The organism is Micromonospora sp. NPDC049662, assembly GCF_040675055.1.
In the GTDB taxonomy this organism is placed as follows: domain Bacteria; phylum Actinomycetota; class Actinomycetes; order Mycobacteriales; family Micromonosporaceae; genus Micromonospora.
In genome coordinates this window covers 1-15,552 of sequence record NZ_JBFAOC010000060.1, presented here as the reverse complement: position 1 = coordinate 15,552, position 15,552 = coordinate 1, and the positions used below count along the sequence as shown (strand labels likewise).

Genomic DNA, 15,552 nt, shown 5'->3' with positions numbered 1-15,552 from the left:
TGGGTCGGGTCGACGTCCCCGTCGACCCGACCCTGGAGATCAGCGAGGTGGTCACCCGCACGGTGCGCGCCGGCGGGCCAGCGCTGCTGTTCGAGCACCCCACCCGGGGTGAGATGCCGGTGGCGATCAACCTGTTCGGCACCGAGAAGCGGATGGCGATGGCCCTCGGCGTCGACTCGCTGGACGAGGTCGGCGCGCGGATCGGCGCGTTGATCAAGCCGGAGCTGCCGGTCGGCTGGTCCGGCATCCGCGAGGGCCTGGGCAAGGTCATGCAGCTCAAGTCGGTGCCCCCGCGCAAGGTCAAGACCGCGCCCTGCCAGGAGGTCGTCTACCGGGGCGACGACGTCGACCTGGGCCGGCTGCCGGGGTTGCAGGTGTGGCCCGGCGACGGCGGGATCTTCCACAACTACGGGCTGACGCACACCAAGCACCCGGAGACCGGCAAGCGCAACCTGGGCCTCTACCGGCTTCAGCAGCACGGCCGCAACACCCTCGGCATGCACTGGCAGATCCACAAGGACTCCACCGCGCACCACGCGGTCGCCGAACGACTCGGGCAGCGCCTGCCGGTCGCGATCGCGATCGGCTGCGACCCCGTCGTCTCGTACGCGGCAAGCGCACCGCTGCCCGGCGACATCGACGAATACCTGTTCGCCGGGTTCCTGCGCGGCGAGCGGGTGGAGATGGTCGACTGCCTCACCGTGCCGTTGCAGGTGCCGGCGCACGCCCAGATCGTCCTGGAGGGCTACCTGGAGCCCGGCGAGCGGCTGCCCGAGGGGCCGTTCGGCGACCACACCGGCTTCTACACGCCGGTCGAGCCGTTCCCGGTGCTGCACATCGAGGCGATGACCATGCAGCGCGACCCGGTCTACCACTCGATCGTCACGTCGAAGCCGCCGCAGGAGGACCACGGCCTCGGCAAGGCCACCGAGCGGATCTTCCAGCCGCTGCTCAAGCTGATGATCCCGGACATCGTCGACTACGACCTGCCGGCCGCCGGGGTGTTCCACAACTGCGCGATCGTCTCCATCCGCAAGCGCTACCCGAAGCACGCGCAGAAGGTCATGAACGCGATCTGGGGCGCGCACCTCATGTCGCTCACCAAGCTGATCGTGATCGTCGACGAGGACTGCGACGTGCACGACTACAACGAGGTCGCCTTCCGCGCGTTCGGCAACGTCGACTACGCCCGTGACCTGCTGCTCACCGAGGGTCCGGTGGACCACCTCGACCACTCGTCGTACCAGCAGTTCTGGGGCGGCAAGGCAGGCGTCGACGCGACCCGCAAGCTGCCCACCGAGGGCTACACCCGAGGCTGGCCGGAGGAGATGACCATGGCCCCGGAAGTCGCGGCCCTGGTCGACAAGCGCTGGAAGGAGTACGGGATCTGATGGCCGTCCTCGACGCACCGGTGGAGAAGCCGGGCCGGGTCAAGTCCTTCCTCAAACTCGTCGCGATCGAGCACTCGGTGTTCGCGCTGCCGTTCGCGTACCTGTCGGCGCTGACCGCCATGCAGGTGAACGGCGGGCACGTGCGGTGGCTCGACCTGCTGCTGATCACCGTGGCGATGGTCGGCGCGCGGACGTTCGCGATGGCCGCCAACCGGATCCTCGACCGGCGCATCGACGCCCGGAATCCGCGTACCGCCGGACGGGAACTGGTCACCGGGGCGGTGAGCGTGCGGACGGCCTGGACCGGCGCGGCCGTCGCGCTCGTGGTGTTCCTCGCCGCCGCCGCGCTGCTCAACCCGCTCTGCCTGGTGCTCGCGCCGCTCGCCGTGGTGCCGCTGGTCGTCTACCCGTACGGCAAGCGGTTCACCAACTGGCCGCACGCCATCCTCGCCATCGCCCAGGCGGTCGGCCCGGTCGGCGCCTGGCTCGCGGTCACCGGCACCCTGGCCGGCTCCGGGCCGGCCTGGCTGCTCGGCGCGGCGGTCGGGCTCTGGATCGGCGGCTTCGACCTGATCTACGCCTGCCAGGACTCCGAGATCGACCAGCAGATCGGCGTGCACAGCGTGCCCGCCCGGTACGGTCGCCGCTTCGCGCTGCACGCCTCGACGCTCGCGCACGTGGTGACCTTCGGGCTGTTCGTGTGGTTCGGGGCGCTGATCGGGTTCGGCTGGCTGTGGTGGGTCGGCCTGGCGCTGACCGCCGTCGCGTTCGCCTACCAGCACCTGGTGGTCAGCCCGACCGACCTCAGCAAGGTCAACCGGGCGTTCTTCACCGCCAACGGGTTCGTCGGCATCGCGCTGTTCGTCTTCGCCCTGCTCGACCTGGTGATCCGCCTCGGCCTGCGGCCCTAGCTAGCCGGCCGCGGCCGTCGGGTAGCGGCCGCTCTCCAGGGTCCAGTCGATGGTGCCGCGCACGGCGTACGCGACCCCGTCGAGATGGTCGGTGACGGCCTCGTCCAACGCCGGCCCGAACGACGGCACGGCGGCGCGGAGCGCCACGAACCGCCGCATCGACTCGCGCCAGCGCTCGGCCACCCGCCGTACCGCCTCGTCCGAGGACACGCCCCACTCGGCCTGTGTCGCCAGGACCAGGTTGTGCCCGCCCGAGGTGGCCCGGTCCTTCTCCAGCGAGGCCAGGTCGTTGTACCAGGAGAGCAGGTCGTTGCCGGTGCGGGCGATCTGGCGCAGCAGCGGATGGTGGTAGACCGGATCGGGCAGGGGCCGGCCGCCGACGAACTCCGCCAGCGGATACGACACCTCGGCCGCCGAGGTGGCCCGTCGCAGCTCGACGTACTCGTCCACGCCGGGTCGGACGGCGGCCTCCTTGTTGGCCGCCTCCCGCCAGGTGCCGTCGAGGTGCCGGCCCACCGCGTCGGCGAAACGTAGCCGCCACCGGGACGGCATCCGTCTGCGCGGTTCCCGCCAGGCCAGCACCAGCAGTCGCCGCAGCGGCCCGGTCAACCCACCGTGCCGGAGGCGGGGACCGTCGTGCAGCAGTGCCAACGTCCCGTCGCGCAGCGCCCGGATCTGCGCCGGGCTGATTCGGTGCGGGCCGTCGCAGGCGTCGTCGACGAGGAAGAACCAGGTGAAGAGGGCCGTCAGCACCCGCAGGTCGGCCTCGCTGGCGTCCGGGTAGAGCCGTCCCGCGTACCGGGCGAAGCCGCCCCGGGCCAGCCGGTGCAGCGCGGCGTCGTCCAGCGGCATGCCCAGCTCGGGCAGGATGTCGACGAGCCACTGCTGGACCTGGTCGGCGTGCGGCGAGAGCCGGGGTGGGATCGGGCACTCGGCGCGCAGCGCCCAGAGGACCTCGCCGGTCGTCACCGATGCCTCCCGTGCGAACTGCTCCCGGTGCGAATCGCCATCGGCAGCATCGCAGGTCGGCGGGATAACCACCTACCCGGCCGGACAAGTCGGGCGGCTGCGGCGCGGCGGATCGTGGGGTGCCCAGCGGCGCGCGGCGTCGACCAGGCAGGCTGGGGGCATGCGGGAACCATGGGTGGTCGGTGTCTCCGGGGCCTCCGGTACGCCGTACGCGGCGGCCGTCGTCGGCGGGCTGCTCGACGCGGGCGAGCCGGTGGACCTCATCGTGTCCCGGGCGGCCCGGCTTACCCTGCTGGACGAGACCGGGCGCTCGTTCCGCGACGCGCACTGGGCCGAAGACCTCGCGGCCTGGCTGGGCCGGGACCTGACCGGAGCGGACGTACGCCACTGGCCGGCCGGCGACCTGGCCGCCGGACCCAGCAGCGGTTCCTACCGGGTACGCGGAATGGCCGTCGTACCCGCCAGCACCGCGGCCTGCGCCGGCATCGCGATCGGGCTCTCCAAGGATCTGCTGCAACGTGCCGCGGAGGTCAACCTGAAGGAGCGCCGACCGGTCGTGGTGGTGCCCCGGGAGACCCCGGTGACCCGCAGCCACCTGGAGCACCTGATCGCGTTGCACGACGCCGGCGCGGTCGTGCTGCCGGCCAGCCCCGGCTTCTACGGCGCGGGCGCGGCGGCCAGCGCGCAGCAACTGGTCGACTTCGTGGCCGGCAAGGTGCTGGACGCGCTCGGCGTGCCACACACCCTGTTCCGCCGGTGGTCCGGCCAACTCGGCGCGGCCCGGAGCTGAGCCGTCACCTGGGTTCCAGTGGTGCGCGGACCGGACGGGTGTCCGGTCCGCCTGACGTTGTCCGCACCAGTTCAGTACATGCCGGCGTTGGCCGGACCCGGCCCGGTGGAGGCGGCCGGACCCACGTTGCGTGGCTTTCCGACCTCGTCCACCTCGTCCAGCATGCCCTCCCCCTCAAGCAGGGCTCGCACCTCGGATTCCCGAAACCGGCGATGCCCGCCTGGAGTCCGGATGCTTCCTATCCGGCCGGCCGCCGCCCATCTCGTCACAGTCTTCGGGTCTACCCGAAACAGCGCGGCGACCTCACCCGGTGTCAGCAGGCGATCTCCAGTGTCCACAGCCCCCTCCTCGCGTCGACGAAGCCCCTGGCTGAACACACTGCCCCCGGCTGGTGCGAGCCCAGAGCCGTCATGAGGGACGTATGGCAATTACAGCACCAGGGACCTGGCCTGTCCGCCAAACGCGAAAAATGCACTGACTGGGAAGTTAGTAAATGGTACTGGTGCAACCCCTACCTAGACCGTCAGTTTATGAACAGTTACTCACTGTTCTGACCAACGGATGCCGAAGGCCTCGCGTTACGCCCAACGCGTTAAGGTCACTCTCCGTGGACGCCATCGACCTGAGCCTCGTCGACCTGCTGCGCGGCAACGCCCGCCTGTCGTACGCCGAGCTGGCCCGGCAGGTGGGCCTCTCCGCCCCGGCCGTGCACGAACGCGTCGGCAAGCTGGAGAGCAGCGGCGTGGTGCTGGGCTACCGGGCGGACGTGGCGCCCGAGGCGATCGGGCTGGGCGTCACCGCGCTGATCGGCATCGTCGAGGACTCCGGCGCGGACTCCGACGACATGCTGGAGTCGCTGCGGGTGCTGCCCGAGATCGAGTCCTGCTACTTCATGGCGGGCGTCGAGTCGTTCCTGCTGAAGGCCCGGGTCGGCACGATCGCCGAGCTGGAGCAACTCATCGTGCGGCTCAACCGGACCCCCGGGGTCGCCTCCACGCGCACCGCCATCGCCCTCTCCACCAAGTGGGAGAACCGCCCCCAGGCGGTCGGTCCGCAGCCCACCTGAGCTGGTTGCTAGGTTTCCGGGCGTGACTCATCTCGACCGGTGCGACGAGGCCAGCCGTAGCTGGGTGACCGAGGCGATCGCCGCCGTCGAGGCCGACGCCAACCGCTCGGCCGACACCCACCTGCTGCCCTTCCCGCTGCCCCGGGCGTGGGGGATCGACCTCTACCTCAAGGACGAGTCGTCCCACCCGACCGGCTCGCTGAAGCACCGGCTGGCCCGCTCACTGTTCCTCTACGGCCTGTGCAACGGCTGGATCGGGCCGCAGACCACGATCGTCGAGGCGTCCTCGGGCTCCACGGCGGTCTCCGAGGCGTACTTCGCCCGCATGCTCGGCCTGCCGTTCATCGCGGTGATGCCCGCCTCCACCTCGCCCGAGAAGATCGCGCAGATCGAGTTCCAGGGCGGCCGGTGCCACCTGGTGGACGACCCGGCGGGCGTGGTGGTCGAGGCCCGCTGGCTGGCCGAGGACTCCGGCGGCCACTTCATGGACCAGTTCACGTACGCCGAGCGGGCCACCGACTGGCGAGGTAACAACAACATCGCCGAGTCGATCTACGCGCAGTTGGAGCTGGAACGACACCCCATCCCGGCCTGGATCGTGGTCGGCGCCGGCACCGGTGGCACCAGCGCCACCATCGGCCGGTACGCCCGCTACCGCCGCCTGGCCACCAAGCTCTGCGTCGTGGACCCGGAGAACTCCGCCTTCTACCCCGCCTGGGTGGCCGCCGACTGGTCCGTACGCACCGGCAAGGGCTCCCGCATCGAGGGGATCGGCCGGCCCACGGTCGAGGCGTCCTTCCTGCCCTCGGTCGTGGACCGGATGGTCCAGGTGCCGGACGCGGCCTCGCTGGCCGCCATGCGCGCCGGCTCGACGGTGCTCGGTCGTCGGGTGGGCGGCTCCACCGGCACCAACCTGTGGGGCGCGTTCAGCCTCATCGCCGGCATGCTGGCCGAGGGGCGGACCGGCTCGGTGGTCAGCCTGATCTGCGACGCCGGTGACCGGTACGCCGACACGTACTACTCCGACGACTGGGTCGCCGCCCAGGGCCTCGACCTGACGCCGCACGCTGCGACCGTCGAGCGCTTCCTGAGCAGCGGCGACTGGCCCGCCTGAGCTGCCTGTCCGGTCCGACGACGGGCCCGCGCTGCCGTCAGCGGGGGTCGATCCGTTCGGCAAGACCGGGATAGCGCACCACGTACCCGTCGGCGTCCAGGTCGATATCGGCCGTGAAGGTGCCGCTGGCGAACCGTACCCGGCCCGGACCGAGCCCGGTGTAGATCTGCTCGGCCGGCACCACCTCCAGGCCCGGCAGCAGCACCCACGCGACCGTGATCCGGCGCGGCATGTCGGCCGGTCCGCGGGTCAACCCGAGCCGGCGTACCGGAAGGGCGTTGAACAGCGGCGAGCCACTCAGATCGACGTCGAGCGCGTCGGCGAGGCGATCCGGGTCGTCGGTGCCGGGCAGGCCGGCGCGCGGGTGTCCGGCCCCGACCAGTGCGGCATCCAGGTCGCCCTGCTCGGCGGTGGTGACCCGCCACCGGGACGTGGCCCGCTCGAGGGTCACGCGCCGAAGCCAACCCGACCCCTCGGCCTCGACCTCGACCCGGGCGGTGCTCCCGTCGGGCGCGGTCGTCAGCCGGTAGCGGGCGGTGAACGGAATCGGATCGACGGCGAGCACGGTGCCGCGCGCCGACAACGCGTCGCCGTCGTCGAGCAGGGCATGTTCGCTGCCGGCGGTGTCCGTCCGGGACCAGAAGATCGACTTGGTCATGGTCGCCATGAGCCGGACGTTACGCGACCCGGACGCGGTCGGCAGCGCATGCGCGAACGCCGCCGCGGAGCACAAGCTCCGCGACGGCGTTCGGCGTGGATCAGAAGATCAGTGGGTACGCGCCGGCGGCCGCCCGCCGAAACCCCGCCGATCATCACGCGGACGGTCGTCCCGACCACGGCCCTCGGAGCGGTAGCCGCCCCGGCTGTCGCGGTCCGGGAAGCGCCGCTCACCCCGGTCACCCCGGTCGGCCTGCGGCCGGTCGCCGTAGCGGCGCTCGCCGGTCGGCCGGTCACCGTACTGCCGGTCACCCTGCGGGCGGTCACCCTGCGGGCGGTCGCCGAAGCGGCGCTCGCCCGTCGGCCGGTCGGCGTAGCGGCGCTCGCCCGTCGGCCGGTCGCCGTACTGTCGGTCGCCCTGCGGGCGGTCGCCCTGCGGGCGGTCGGCGTAGCGGCGCTCGCCCTGCGGGCGGTCGCCGTACTGTCGGTCGCCCTGCGGGCGGTCGCCGAAGCGGCGCTCACCGGCCGGTCGGTCACTCCGGTCGGTCTGCGGGCGGTCGCCGTAGCCGCGACTGTCGCGATCGGCGTACCGGCGCTCGCCGGTGGGCCGATCGCCGTAGCGGCGCTCGCCCTGGGGACGGTCGCCGTACTGTCGGTCGCCCTGCGGCCGGTCGCCGAAGCGGCGCTCGCCGGTGGGCCGGTCGCCGTAGCGGCGCTCGCCCTGCGGGCGGTCGCCGTACTGCCGGTCGCCGGTGGGCCGGTCGCCGTAGCGGCGCTCGCCCTGGGGACGGTCGCCGTACCGGCGCTCGCCCTGCGGCCGGTCGCCGAACCGGCGCGGGCCGCCGGAGCGGTCGTCGAACCGTCGTCCACCGCCGGAGCGGTCACCGAAGCCGCGCGGCTCCGCCTCGACACGAACCGGAACGCCGCTGGGCTCGCGGGCGCCGATCAGCTCCGCCAACACCGGGTCGCCGACCCGGACGCGGGTCTCGGCCGGCGCGACGCCGGCCTTCTCCATCATCGCGAGGGTGGTACGGCGCTGCTTGGGCAGCACCAGCGTGGCGACCGCGCCGGACTCGCCCGCGCGGGCGGTACGACCGGCACGGTGCAGGTAGTCCTTCGGGTCCTTCGGCGGGTCGACGTGCAGCACCAGCGTGACCCCGTCGACGTGGATACCACGGGCCGCCACGTCGGTGGCGACCAGGACGTTCATCCGGCCCTCACGGAACTCGGCGAGGGTCTTGGTCCGCATCCGCTGGGTCTTGCCGCCGTGCAGCCCACCGGCCCGCACGCCGACCGCGGCCAACTGGTTGACCAGCCGGTCGACGCCCATCTGCGTACGCGCGAACACCATGGTCCGTCCGTCCCGCGCCGCGATCGAGGCGGTCACCGGGAACTTGTCGTGCGGCGGGATCAGCAGCACGTGGTGGTCCATGGTGGACACCGAGGCGGTGGACGGCGCGGTGGAGTGCGTCACCGGGTCGTTCATGAATCGCTTGACCAGCGCGTCGACGTCGCCGTCCAGAGTGGCGGAGAAGAGCAGGCGCTGACCGCCGGCCGGCGTCTTCGCCAGCAGTTCGGTCACCTCGGGGAGGAAGCCCATGTCGGCCATCTGGTCGGCCTCGTCGAGCACCGTCACCTCGACGTCGTCGAGCTGGCAGATGCCCCGTTCGATCAGGTCGCCGAGCCGGCCCGGGGTCGCCACGATGATCTCCACGCCCCGCCGGAGCGCGTCGATCTGGCGGTCGTACGGAACACCGCCGACGGCGGTCTTCAGGAACACGTTGAGCGCCTTGCCCAACGGCAGGAGCGCGTCGTTGACCTGCATGGCCAGCTCGCGGGTCGGCACCAGGACCAGGGCGCGCGGCCGCATCGGACGCGCCGGACGCCCGGCGGCGACGCGGGCCAGCAGCGGGAGGCCGAAGGCGAGGGTCTTGCCCGACCCGGTCTGCCCACGACCGAGCACGTCCCGCCCGGCGAGGGCGTCGGGGACGGTGGCCTGCTGGATCGGGAAGGGTGCGGTGATGCCCTGTCGGGCCAGAGCGCGAACCAGCGGCTCGGGCAGGCCCAGACCGGCGAAGTCGATCGACTCGGCGGTTTCGGCGGGAACGGCGTCAGACGTCTCGGGGGCGTCGATCGTCACGGGGGCGTCGGACGTCACGGGGGCGTCGACCGCCGTCGTGGCGGAATCGAAAACGGACGGAACGGTGCTGGGGTCAGCAGAGGTGGTCAACAAATGCCTTTCAAGCGGGGCGCATCTTCGCGATGGCCTGCCGCGGCTGTGCCGCCGGATCGCCCGCAAGATCGCCCATGGGCGCACATCGGGCGCGCCAGGTCAGTGATCCCGACCAGTGTACGGCGATTCGGCGGAGTCGCCAGCCGGTTGACCGACCGTAGTGGGCGGACTCACCCTCGCAGCCGTGGTGTCGATCAGCCGTCGAGCATGCCGCCCATCAGGCCGTCCAGGGCGTTGTTCGCGAGCAGGACGACCAGCACGCTGATCCCGATCAGGAGCCCCAACGCGGCGATCAGGACGATCACCACGCGGGTGTTCCGGGAGCGCTCCGCCGGGGTGTCCGACCAGCCCTGGGCGAGGATGTGCCCGGTCAGCGAGCCGGAATTCTCCACCGCCGCGTTCGCCGGTAGGGCGATCGTGGTGAAACCCGGCCCGTCGCCGCTGGCGTAGACGGTGCCCGCCTGGTCAGCGCCGCCGGCACGGGCTCCGGTACGACCACCGGCCGTCGTGCTCCGCCGCTCGGGCCCGCCGTGCGGGGTGGTCGTCCGGTGGTCCGAACCGCCGGTCAGGGGGGTGGTGGTGGACGGCGGCCACGTCGGCAGCGCGGGCGCGGGAACCACCGGCGGGGCGGACCCGGGTGTCCCGGCCCAGGCGCTGCCCGGGGCGGGCGGCGCGGCGGTCCATCCGGAGAAGGTGGCCGGCGGCGCGGAGACCGACCCCGTGGCGGGTGCGCCCGGCGTGCCGGTCGTGGCTGGTGGCGGCGGGAACGGTGGCGCCGGCATCGGGCCGGGCTGCGGCGGTGGCGCGGGCACCGGCGGGCCCGGCGGTGGCATCGGCGGCCCGGGGACGGGTGGCGTCGGCGGCCCCGGGACAGGCGGCATCGGCGAGGGTGGTGGCACGGGCGGTCCCGGAACCGGCGGCACCGGGTCCGGTCGGGGCGTGGGGAAGGGGCCCGGCGTCGGCGTCGGACCGGGCGGGTACGGCCCCGGGCTCGGTGCGGGCTCCGGCTCGCCCGGCCCCGGCGGTGTCGGTTCCGGGGCCGGACGCGCGGGCGGCTGCGCCGGCTCCGGGGGTTGCGCCGGCTCGGGCGGTTCGGGATTCACCGGTCCCGACCGGTAGACGGCGGACGTGCTCGCCCGGGGCTCCGGCGCGGCCCCGCCGCCGGCCGCGACCCGGCTGCTGCCGGGGACCGTGGCGCTGGCCCGCGCCGACGTCGGGCCGGTGGCGGTGCCCGTGGCGGTGCCCGGCGTCGGCGTCGCGCCGGTGGCGGTGGCGGGCGCTGGCGTTGGGCCCGTGGCCTGCGTCGGCGTCGGGCCGGTGGCGGTGGCGCTGGCCGGCGCGGTGGCGCTGGCGGTCACCGACGCCGTTGCGCTGGCGCGCGCCGGGGCGGTCGAGGTGTCGGCCGATGCCGGTGCGGGCGAGCTGTCCCGCTGTGCGGGCAGTGTGCTGGCCGAGCCGGCCGCCCGGTAGGTGGTCGCGGTGGCTGGAGCGCTCACCGGCAGATCACCGGGGCGTGGGTGGGCTGTCGCGACGCTGGCCCGCGCCCGCACCGGGGCGGCGGTCGGATCAGCGGCGGCGTCCTCCGACGGCTCGACGTCCGCCCCGTGGCCGTGCGCGTCGTCGACGGGGTCGCCCGCGGCGTCGTCTCCGGCTGTCGCGTCGTACGTGCCGGCGGCCTTTCCATCGGACTCCGCGACCCCGTCGCCGGTGTCGCCGTCGAGCGCGGCGTTCCCGTCCCGCACCGCGGCGTCGGTGAGCGCGGTGTCCCGGTCGGCGCTGGTCAGCGTGGCGCTGGGAGCACCGGCCGGCGAGCCGGCGTCGGTCGTCGGATCAGCGGTCGTCGGATCCGCGGTCGTCAGCCCCGCGGCCCGGCCGACGTTGACACTCTCCGCCGGATCTCTCTGCTCGGCCATCTCCGCCCTCCGCGCCACGCTCGCACCCGGCCCGTGACGTCGGACCGGGTGTGCCTGGTTGTCACCGTGCCACAGATCGTCCCAGGCGGACAGCCGGAGCCCCGGTGGCGGATCAGCGTCCCGCGCTCGGGCTGTCGCTGGTCGTCCCGCTCCGGCTGGTGGACGGCGTGCTGGCGGCGGAGGCCGATGAGCTGGCCGGTGCCGTGGTGGGGGGCGGCGGCAGCGTCGTCGGCGTGTTGGTCGGGCTGTCCGTCGGGGTCGGCGAGGTGCCGCCGGTCGGCTCCGGCGTACCGGTCGGCGTACCGGTGGGCTTCGGCGTACCCGTGCCGGTCGGCGGGGTCGGCGGCTTCGTGGTCGGCTTGCCGGTGGGGGTCGGCTTGGGGGTGGGCGTCGGCTTCGCGGGCGGCGTCGGCTTGCTGGTGGCCGGCGGCGGCACCGGCGGAAGGGGCACGTTCGGGGTCGGCACCGCCCCGATCACCCGGGTAACGGCGTAGAGCCGGGACCAGTTGACCACCGAGACCTTGACCACGTCGCCGGTCGTGGGCGCCTGCACCATCTTGCCGTTACCGATGTACATGGTGACGTGGTGGATCGTGGTGTAGCTGCTGCCGGAGGCGAAGAACATCAGGTCGCCGGGGAGCGCCTCGCTGGGTCGTACGGTGCGGGACCGGGTGGCGGCGTACTGGTCGCGGGAGACCCGGGGCAGATCGAAGTAGTCGGCGCCCGGGGACCGGTACGCGGCCCACATCAGACCCGAACAGTCGAACTGGTCCGGCCCCTCCTCGGACCACTTGTACGGGTCACCGAGCTGGGCGAGCGCGTACCGGACGGCGGCCAGCGCCCGCGGGTGCGCGGACATGCCGCTGGTGCTCTGGCCGGCGACGTAGCCCGATCCGAACTGCTGCTCGGCGGCCTCCTGCTGCCGTTCGAGCAGGATCAGCTGGGCGGCGTTGTCCTTGCGGAGCTTGAGCAGGCTGGCCTCGGCGGTGCGTAGGGCATTCTCGCCGGTGGCGAACTCCGCCTCGACGGCGTCGACGGCCGCCTTGGCCGCGGTGTGTGCCTGGTAGGCGGTCTGTTCGCTGGCCCGGGCCCGCGCCAACTCGCCGGTCACGGCGGTGGTGGCACCCTCGACCTTCTCGCCACGGTTGATGCGCTGGAGCCGGCTCAGGCCCTGGATGTCGTCGACGAAGTCACCCGGCGGCAGGGCGGCGGCCGCCTTGACCGCGTCCGAGGCTGCGGAGTCGGCTGCCTGCTGGGCGCGGAGGAGAGCGTCCTGCGTGGTCGCCAGCACCTTGCCGGCCGCGACGAGCTGCGCCTGCGCGTCGGTACGTTTCTGTCGGGTCAGCAGTAGTTGGTCGCCGAGCAGGCCGACCTGACTCTCGGCGGCGGCGATCTGGGCGGCCAGCGGGCCGTTGCCGAGGTTGACCGGGGGGGCCGGGACGCCGGCGAGGGGCGGGCTGCCGGGCACCTGCGGGGCACCGATGGCCGGTGGACGCGCGCCGGTGTCCGGCACGGTCGAGGGCACGGTTGGCTCGGCGTACGCGGGGGTGGCCAGCACGGCGGCGGCGATCGCGCCGAGCAGGGCGGCCCAGAGCTTCGGCCGCAGCACCGGCGAGATCACCGGGCTCCGTCGTCGCTGCCGTCGCCCGCGCCCGCTGTCGACCATTCCGCTCCCCGTCCGGTGCTCGTCGTCGCGCTCGGTGGGCGCGACCGTCGGGACGGTACCAGTGTGTGAGTTCCGCCCCACCTTGTCTTACCGCACGGCGGCAGTGATGTCGATGCATCGGCGGGTTACGGGAGGCTGAGAGTCCGGTGAAGTGGGTCGCTGTCGCGGACCGTGCCGCCCGGCCCACCGGGGGGTCGACGTACCCTCGGGAAAGACCGCAGGTGGAAGGGACGTGCCATGGACGCCGGACTCAAGCGTGAGCTCGAAGCGAAGGTGTACGCCGGTGAGCGGCTGACCCGGGAGGACGGCGTCGCCCTCTACGACAGCGACGACCTGACCTGGTTGGGGCGGCTGGCGCACCACAAGCGCACCGAGCTGAACGGTGAGCGGGTGATGTTCAACGTCAACCGGCACCTCAACCTGACGAACGTCTGCTCGGCGTCCTGCGCGTACTGCTCGTTCCAGCGTAAGCCGGGCGAGAAGGACGCGTACACGATGCGCATCGACGAGGCGGTCCGCAAGGCCAAGGAGATGGAGGATGAGCAGCTCACCGAGCTGCACATCGTCAACGGCCTGCACCCGACGCTGCCGTGGCGCTACTACCCGAAGGTGCTGCGCGAGCTGAAGGCGGCGCTGCCGAACGTCAAGCTCAAGTGCTTCACCGCGACCGAGGTGCAGTGGTTTGAGAAGATCAGCGGCCTGAGCGCCGACGAGATTCTCGACGAGCTGATGGACGCCGGCCTGGAGTCGCTGACCGGTGGCGGCGCGGAGATCTTCGACTGGGAGGTCCGCCAGCACATCGTCGACCACGAGTGCCACTGGGAGGACTGGTCGCGCATCCACGCCCTGGCCCACAGCAAGGGCATGAAGACCCCGGCGACCATGCTGTACGGCCACATCGAGGAGCCCCGGCACCGCGTCGACCACGTGCTGCGCCTGCGGGAGTTGCAGGACGAGACCGGCGGTTTCGCGGTCTTCATCCCGCTGCGCTACCAGCACGACTTCGTCGACTCGGCGGACGGCAAGATCCGTAACCGGATCCAGGCACGCACGACGATGGCCTCGCCGGCCGAGTCGCTGAAGACGTTCGCCGTGTCCCGGCTGCTGTTCGACAACGTGCCGCACGTGAAGAACTTCTGGGTGATGCACGGCCTGTCGGTGGCCCAGCTCTCGTTGAACTTCGGCGTGGACGACCTGGATGGCTCAGTGGTCGAATACAAGATCACCCACGACGCCGACTCGTACGGCACCCCGAACACCATGCACCGCGACGACCTGCTGAACCTGATCTGGGACGCCGGCTTCCAGCCGGTCGAGCGGGACACCCGCTACAACGTCGTCCGGGAGTACGACCGGGCGCCGTCGCTGGCCGAGCGCCGCGCCGAGCCGCAGCAGGTCTGGGCCTGAGACACCACGTACCCTCGCAGTCGATGACCGAGCAGCGCAGCGCCGAGCAGCAGGGCGGCTTCCCCCGACGAGACGCCGAGGGGCGCGTCCGTACGCTTGGTGACCTGCTCGGGGTGTGCCTCGCCGGCCTGGTCATCGGTGTGCTGGCGCTCGTGCTGTTCGAGTGGGCGTTCGCCTCGTTCGGCGCTGCCGACTTCGGGCACACCAACGGTTGGCTCGCGGTGATCCTGCCGGCCTGGCTGTTCTGGGACGACTTCCGCGCCTGGGGGTTCGGGGCTGCCCGGGTGGTGGCGGCGCTCGTCGCGGCGGCGGTCGCGGTGTTCGTGGGGCTGCTGGTCGCCGGGCTGGGCGCGGGGTTGCCGCCGCTGCTGTCCGGCGCGTTGGCGGCGGCGGCGTTCACCGTGGCGTACGCGACGATCTGGTTCCCCGGCGTCCGTTGGCTGGCCCGCCGGACGGGCTGAGTGACCCGCCCATCGGGCGCGGAGAAGGAGTACATGAGGTGAGCGCGGCGCTCAAGTACACGCTGGGCCGGATCGGGCTGTTCGTCGCCGTACTGGCGGCCCTCTGGCTGGTCGACGTGGACATCTTCCTGAAGCTGATCCTGGCGCTGGCGTTCTCCGCCGCGCTCTCCTTCTTCCTGCTGCGCGGCTGGCGCGACGAGATGGCCCACGAGATGGCCGAGGCCACGGCTCGTCGCAAGGCAGAGAAGGAGCGCCTCCGCTCCGCCCTGGCCGGCGAGGACGAGCAGTCCGACGAGGGTGAGCGGCGGCAGCCGTAGGGCCTGCGGACGCGTGCCGCGCGGGGACCGTCGAAACGGGGCGGCGGGAGCGGCTGCCTGCCGTTAGTGTCTCCCGCCGTGGAAATCTTCAACAAGATCAGCGACTGGCGGGCCAAGATTTTCGTCTGGGTCGGCCTGCCTGTCATCGCCGGCATCGGTCTGCTGCTGGGCGTTGGTGATCTCGGACCGGCCTGGCAGGCCAAGGGCGGTGGCGGCACCGCGGGCACCTTCACGGCCGTCTCGGAGGAGTGTTCCCGTCGAAGCTGCACCTGGCACGGCGACTTCGTGGCCGACGACGGTGCCAAGCGGGCGGACGTGATCCTCTACGACGCCCCGGACACCCTGTCGACGGGCGAGACGGCCCCCGCACTGGACACGGGCGCGCGCAAGGGCGTCTTCGCCGCCGCCGGGGGTTCCACCTGGCTGCTGGTCACCGCGCTAACCCTCGCCGGAGTGGTGGCCGCCGTCGCCTGGGTGCTCTTCCTCACCCACACCGTCCGCCGCCACCGCGCCCAAAACGAACCCCTCCCCGAGCCAACCAACCGCGCCTGAGAAGCGTGATCAAGAGGTTTGCGTCAGCAGAGTGGCATTCGGTGACGCAAACCTCTTGATCAACCGCGTTCCGTCCGGACGGGGGCGGGTGGGGGGTGGGGTGGG

General features: G+C 72.6%; 15 protein-coding genes. 9 read left to right on the top strand and 6 right to left on the bottom strand.

The window, feature by feature from the left end:
- Positions 1–1,391: menaquinone biosynthesis decarboxylase (locus AB0J36_RS28965; RefSeq protein WP_363661385.1), on the top strand; the 1,391-nt coding region annotated here is incomplete at its 5' end.
- Positions 1,391–2,302, top strand: a complete 912-nt coding sequence (mqnP, locus tag AB0J36_RS28960) for a menaquinone biosynthesis prenyltransferase MqnP (protein WP_363661384.1) — start codon at positions 1,391–1,393, stop codon at positions 2,300–2,302. The genes AB0J36_RS28965 and mqnP, both read left to right, overlap by 1 nt.
- On the opposite strand, the gene AB0J36_RS28955 is transcribed toward mqnP, so the two are convergent.
- Positions 2,303–3,271: a terpene synthase gene (locus AB0J36_RS28955; protein ID WP_363661383.1), complete on the bottom strand. Its 969-nt coding sequence runs from the start codon at positions 3,269–3,271 to the stop codon at positions 2,303–2,305. It lies immediately after the preceding gene.
- A gap of 160 nt (positions 3,272–3,431) precedes the next feature.
- Between AB0J36_RS28955 and AB0J36_RS28950 the strand changes: the two genes are divergently transcribed.
- Positions 3,432–4,061: a UbiX family flavin prenyltransferase gene (locus AB0J36_RS28950; protein WP_355048303.1), complete on the top strand. Its 630-nt coding sequence runs from the start codon at positions 3,432–3,434 to the stop codon at positions 4,059–4,061.
- Between the two features lie 71 nt (positions 4,062–4,132).
- Here AB0J36_RS28950 and AB0J36_RS28945 read toward each other — a convergent pair whose 3' ends face one another.
- A complete protein-coding gene (locus AB0J36_RS28945) occupies positions 4,133–4,399 on the bottom strand; it encodes a BldC family transcriptional regulator (RefSeq protein WP_007454516.1) in 267 nt (88 codons plus the stop codon).
- Between the two features lie 269 nt (positions 4,400–4,668).
- Here AB0J36_RS28945 and AB0J36_RS28940 point away from each other — a divergent pair, with 269 nt between their 5' ends.
- Positions 4,669–5,127, top strand: a complete 459-nt coding sequence (locus AB0J36_RS28940; protein ID WP_357133716.1) for an Lrp/AsnC family transcriptional regulator — start codon at positions 4,669–4,671, stop codon at positions 5,125–5,127.
- Positions 5,128–5,149: 22 nt separating this feature from the next.
- Entirely contained in the window at positions 5,150–6,241 is a 1,092-nt protein-coding gene (locus AB0J36_RS28935; protein WP_357133714.1) for a PLP-dependent cysteine synthase family protein, read from the top strand.
- Between the two features lie 37 nt (positions 6,242–6,278).
- Here the strand turns inward: AB0J36_RS28935 and AB0J36_RS28930 are convergent, their stop codons facing one another.
- The 4 genes from AB0J36_RS28930 to AB0J36_RS28915 all read right to left on the bottom strand — a co-directional run bounded on the left by AB0J36_RS28930 (position 6,279) and on the right by AB0J36_RS28915 (position 12,710).
- Complete coding sequence (locus AB0J36_RS28930; protein WP_357133845.1) at positions 6,279–6,899, bottom strand: putative glycolipid-binding domain-containing protein; 621 nt, start codon at positions 6,897–6,899, stop codon at positions 6,279–6,281.
- A 108-nt stretch (positions 6,900–7,007) separates the two neighbouring features.
- Positions 7,008–9,032, bottom strand: coding sequence for a DEAD/DEAH box helicase (locus AB0J36_RS28925; protein WP_363661392.1), 2,025 nt, complete (start codon positions 9,030–9,032; stop codon positions 7,008–7,010).
- Positions 9,033–9,325: 293 nt separating this feature from the next.
- The gene (locus tag AB0J36_RS28920; protein ID WP_363661382.1) at positions 9,326–11,044 is read right to left on the bottom strand and encodes a hypothetical protein; all 1,719 of its coding nucleotides are present in this window, start codon (positions 11,042–11,044) and stop codon (positions 9,326–9,328) included.
- A gap of 112 nt (positions 11,045–11,156) precedes the next feature.
- On the bottom strand, positions 11,157–12,710 hold the full coding sequence (locus AB0J36_RS28915; protein ID WP_357133710.1) for an NlpC/P60 family protein: 1,554 nt from the start codon (positions 12,708–12,710) through the stop codon (positions 11,157–11,159).
- Positions 12,711–12,947: 237 nt separating this feature from the next.
- On the opposite strand from AB0J36_RS28915, the gene mqnE reads away from it, so the two are divergent.
- The 4 genes from mqnE (at position 12,948) to AB0J36_RS28895 (ending at position 15,447) form a co-directional block, all read left to right on the top strand.
- Positions 12,948–14,117 (top strand): aminofutalosine synthase MqnE, encoded by a 1,170-nt coding sequence (gene mqnE / locus AB0J36_RS28910; protein ID WP_357133708.1) that lies wholly within the window; start codon positions 12,948–12,950, stop codon positions 14,115–14,117.
- 23 nt (positions 14,118–14,140) lie between these two features.
- Positions 14,141–14,578: a hypothetical protein gene (locus tag AB0J36_RS28905; protein ID WP_357133706.1), complete on the top strand. Its 438-nt coding sequence runs from the start codon at positions 14,141–14,143 to the stop codon at positions 14,576–14,578.
- A 38-nt stretch (positions 14,579–14,616) separates the two neighbouring features.
- Positions 14,617–14,895 (top strand): DUF4229 domain-containing protein, encoded by a 279-nt coding sequence (locus AB0J36_RS28900; protein WP_357133704.1) that lies wholly within the window; start codon positions 14,617–14,619, stop codon positions 14,893–14,895.
- Positions 14,896–14,973: 78 nt separating this feature from the next.
- The gene (locus AB0J36_RS28895) at positions 14,974–15,447 is read left to right on the top strand and encodes a hypothetical protein (protein ID WP_363661381.1); all 474 of its coding nucleotides are present in this window, start codon (positions 14,974–14,976) and stop codon (positions 15,445–15,447) included.
- Positions 15,448–15,552 lie beyond the last annotated feature (105 nt).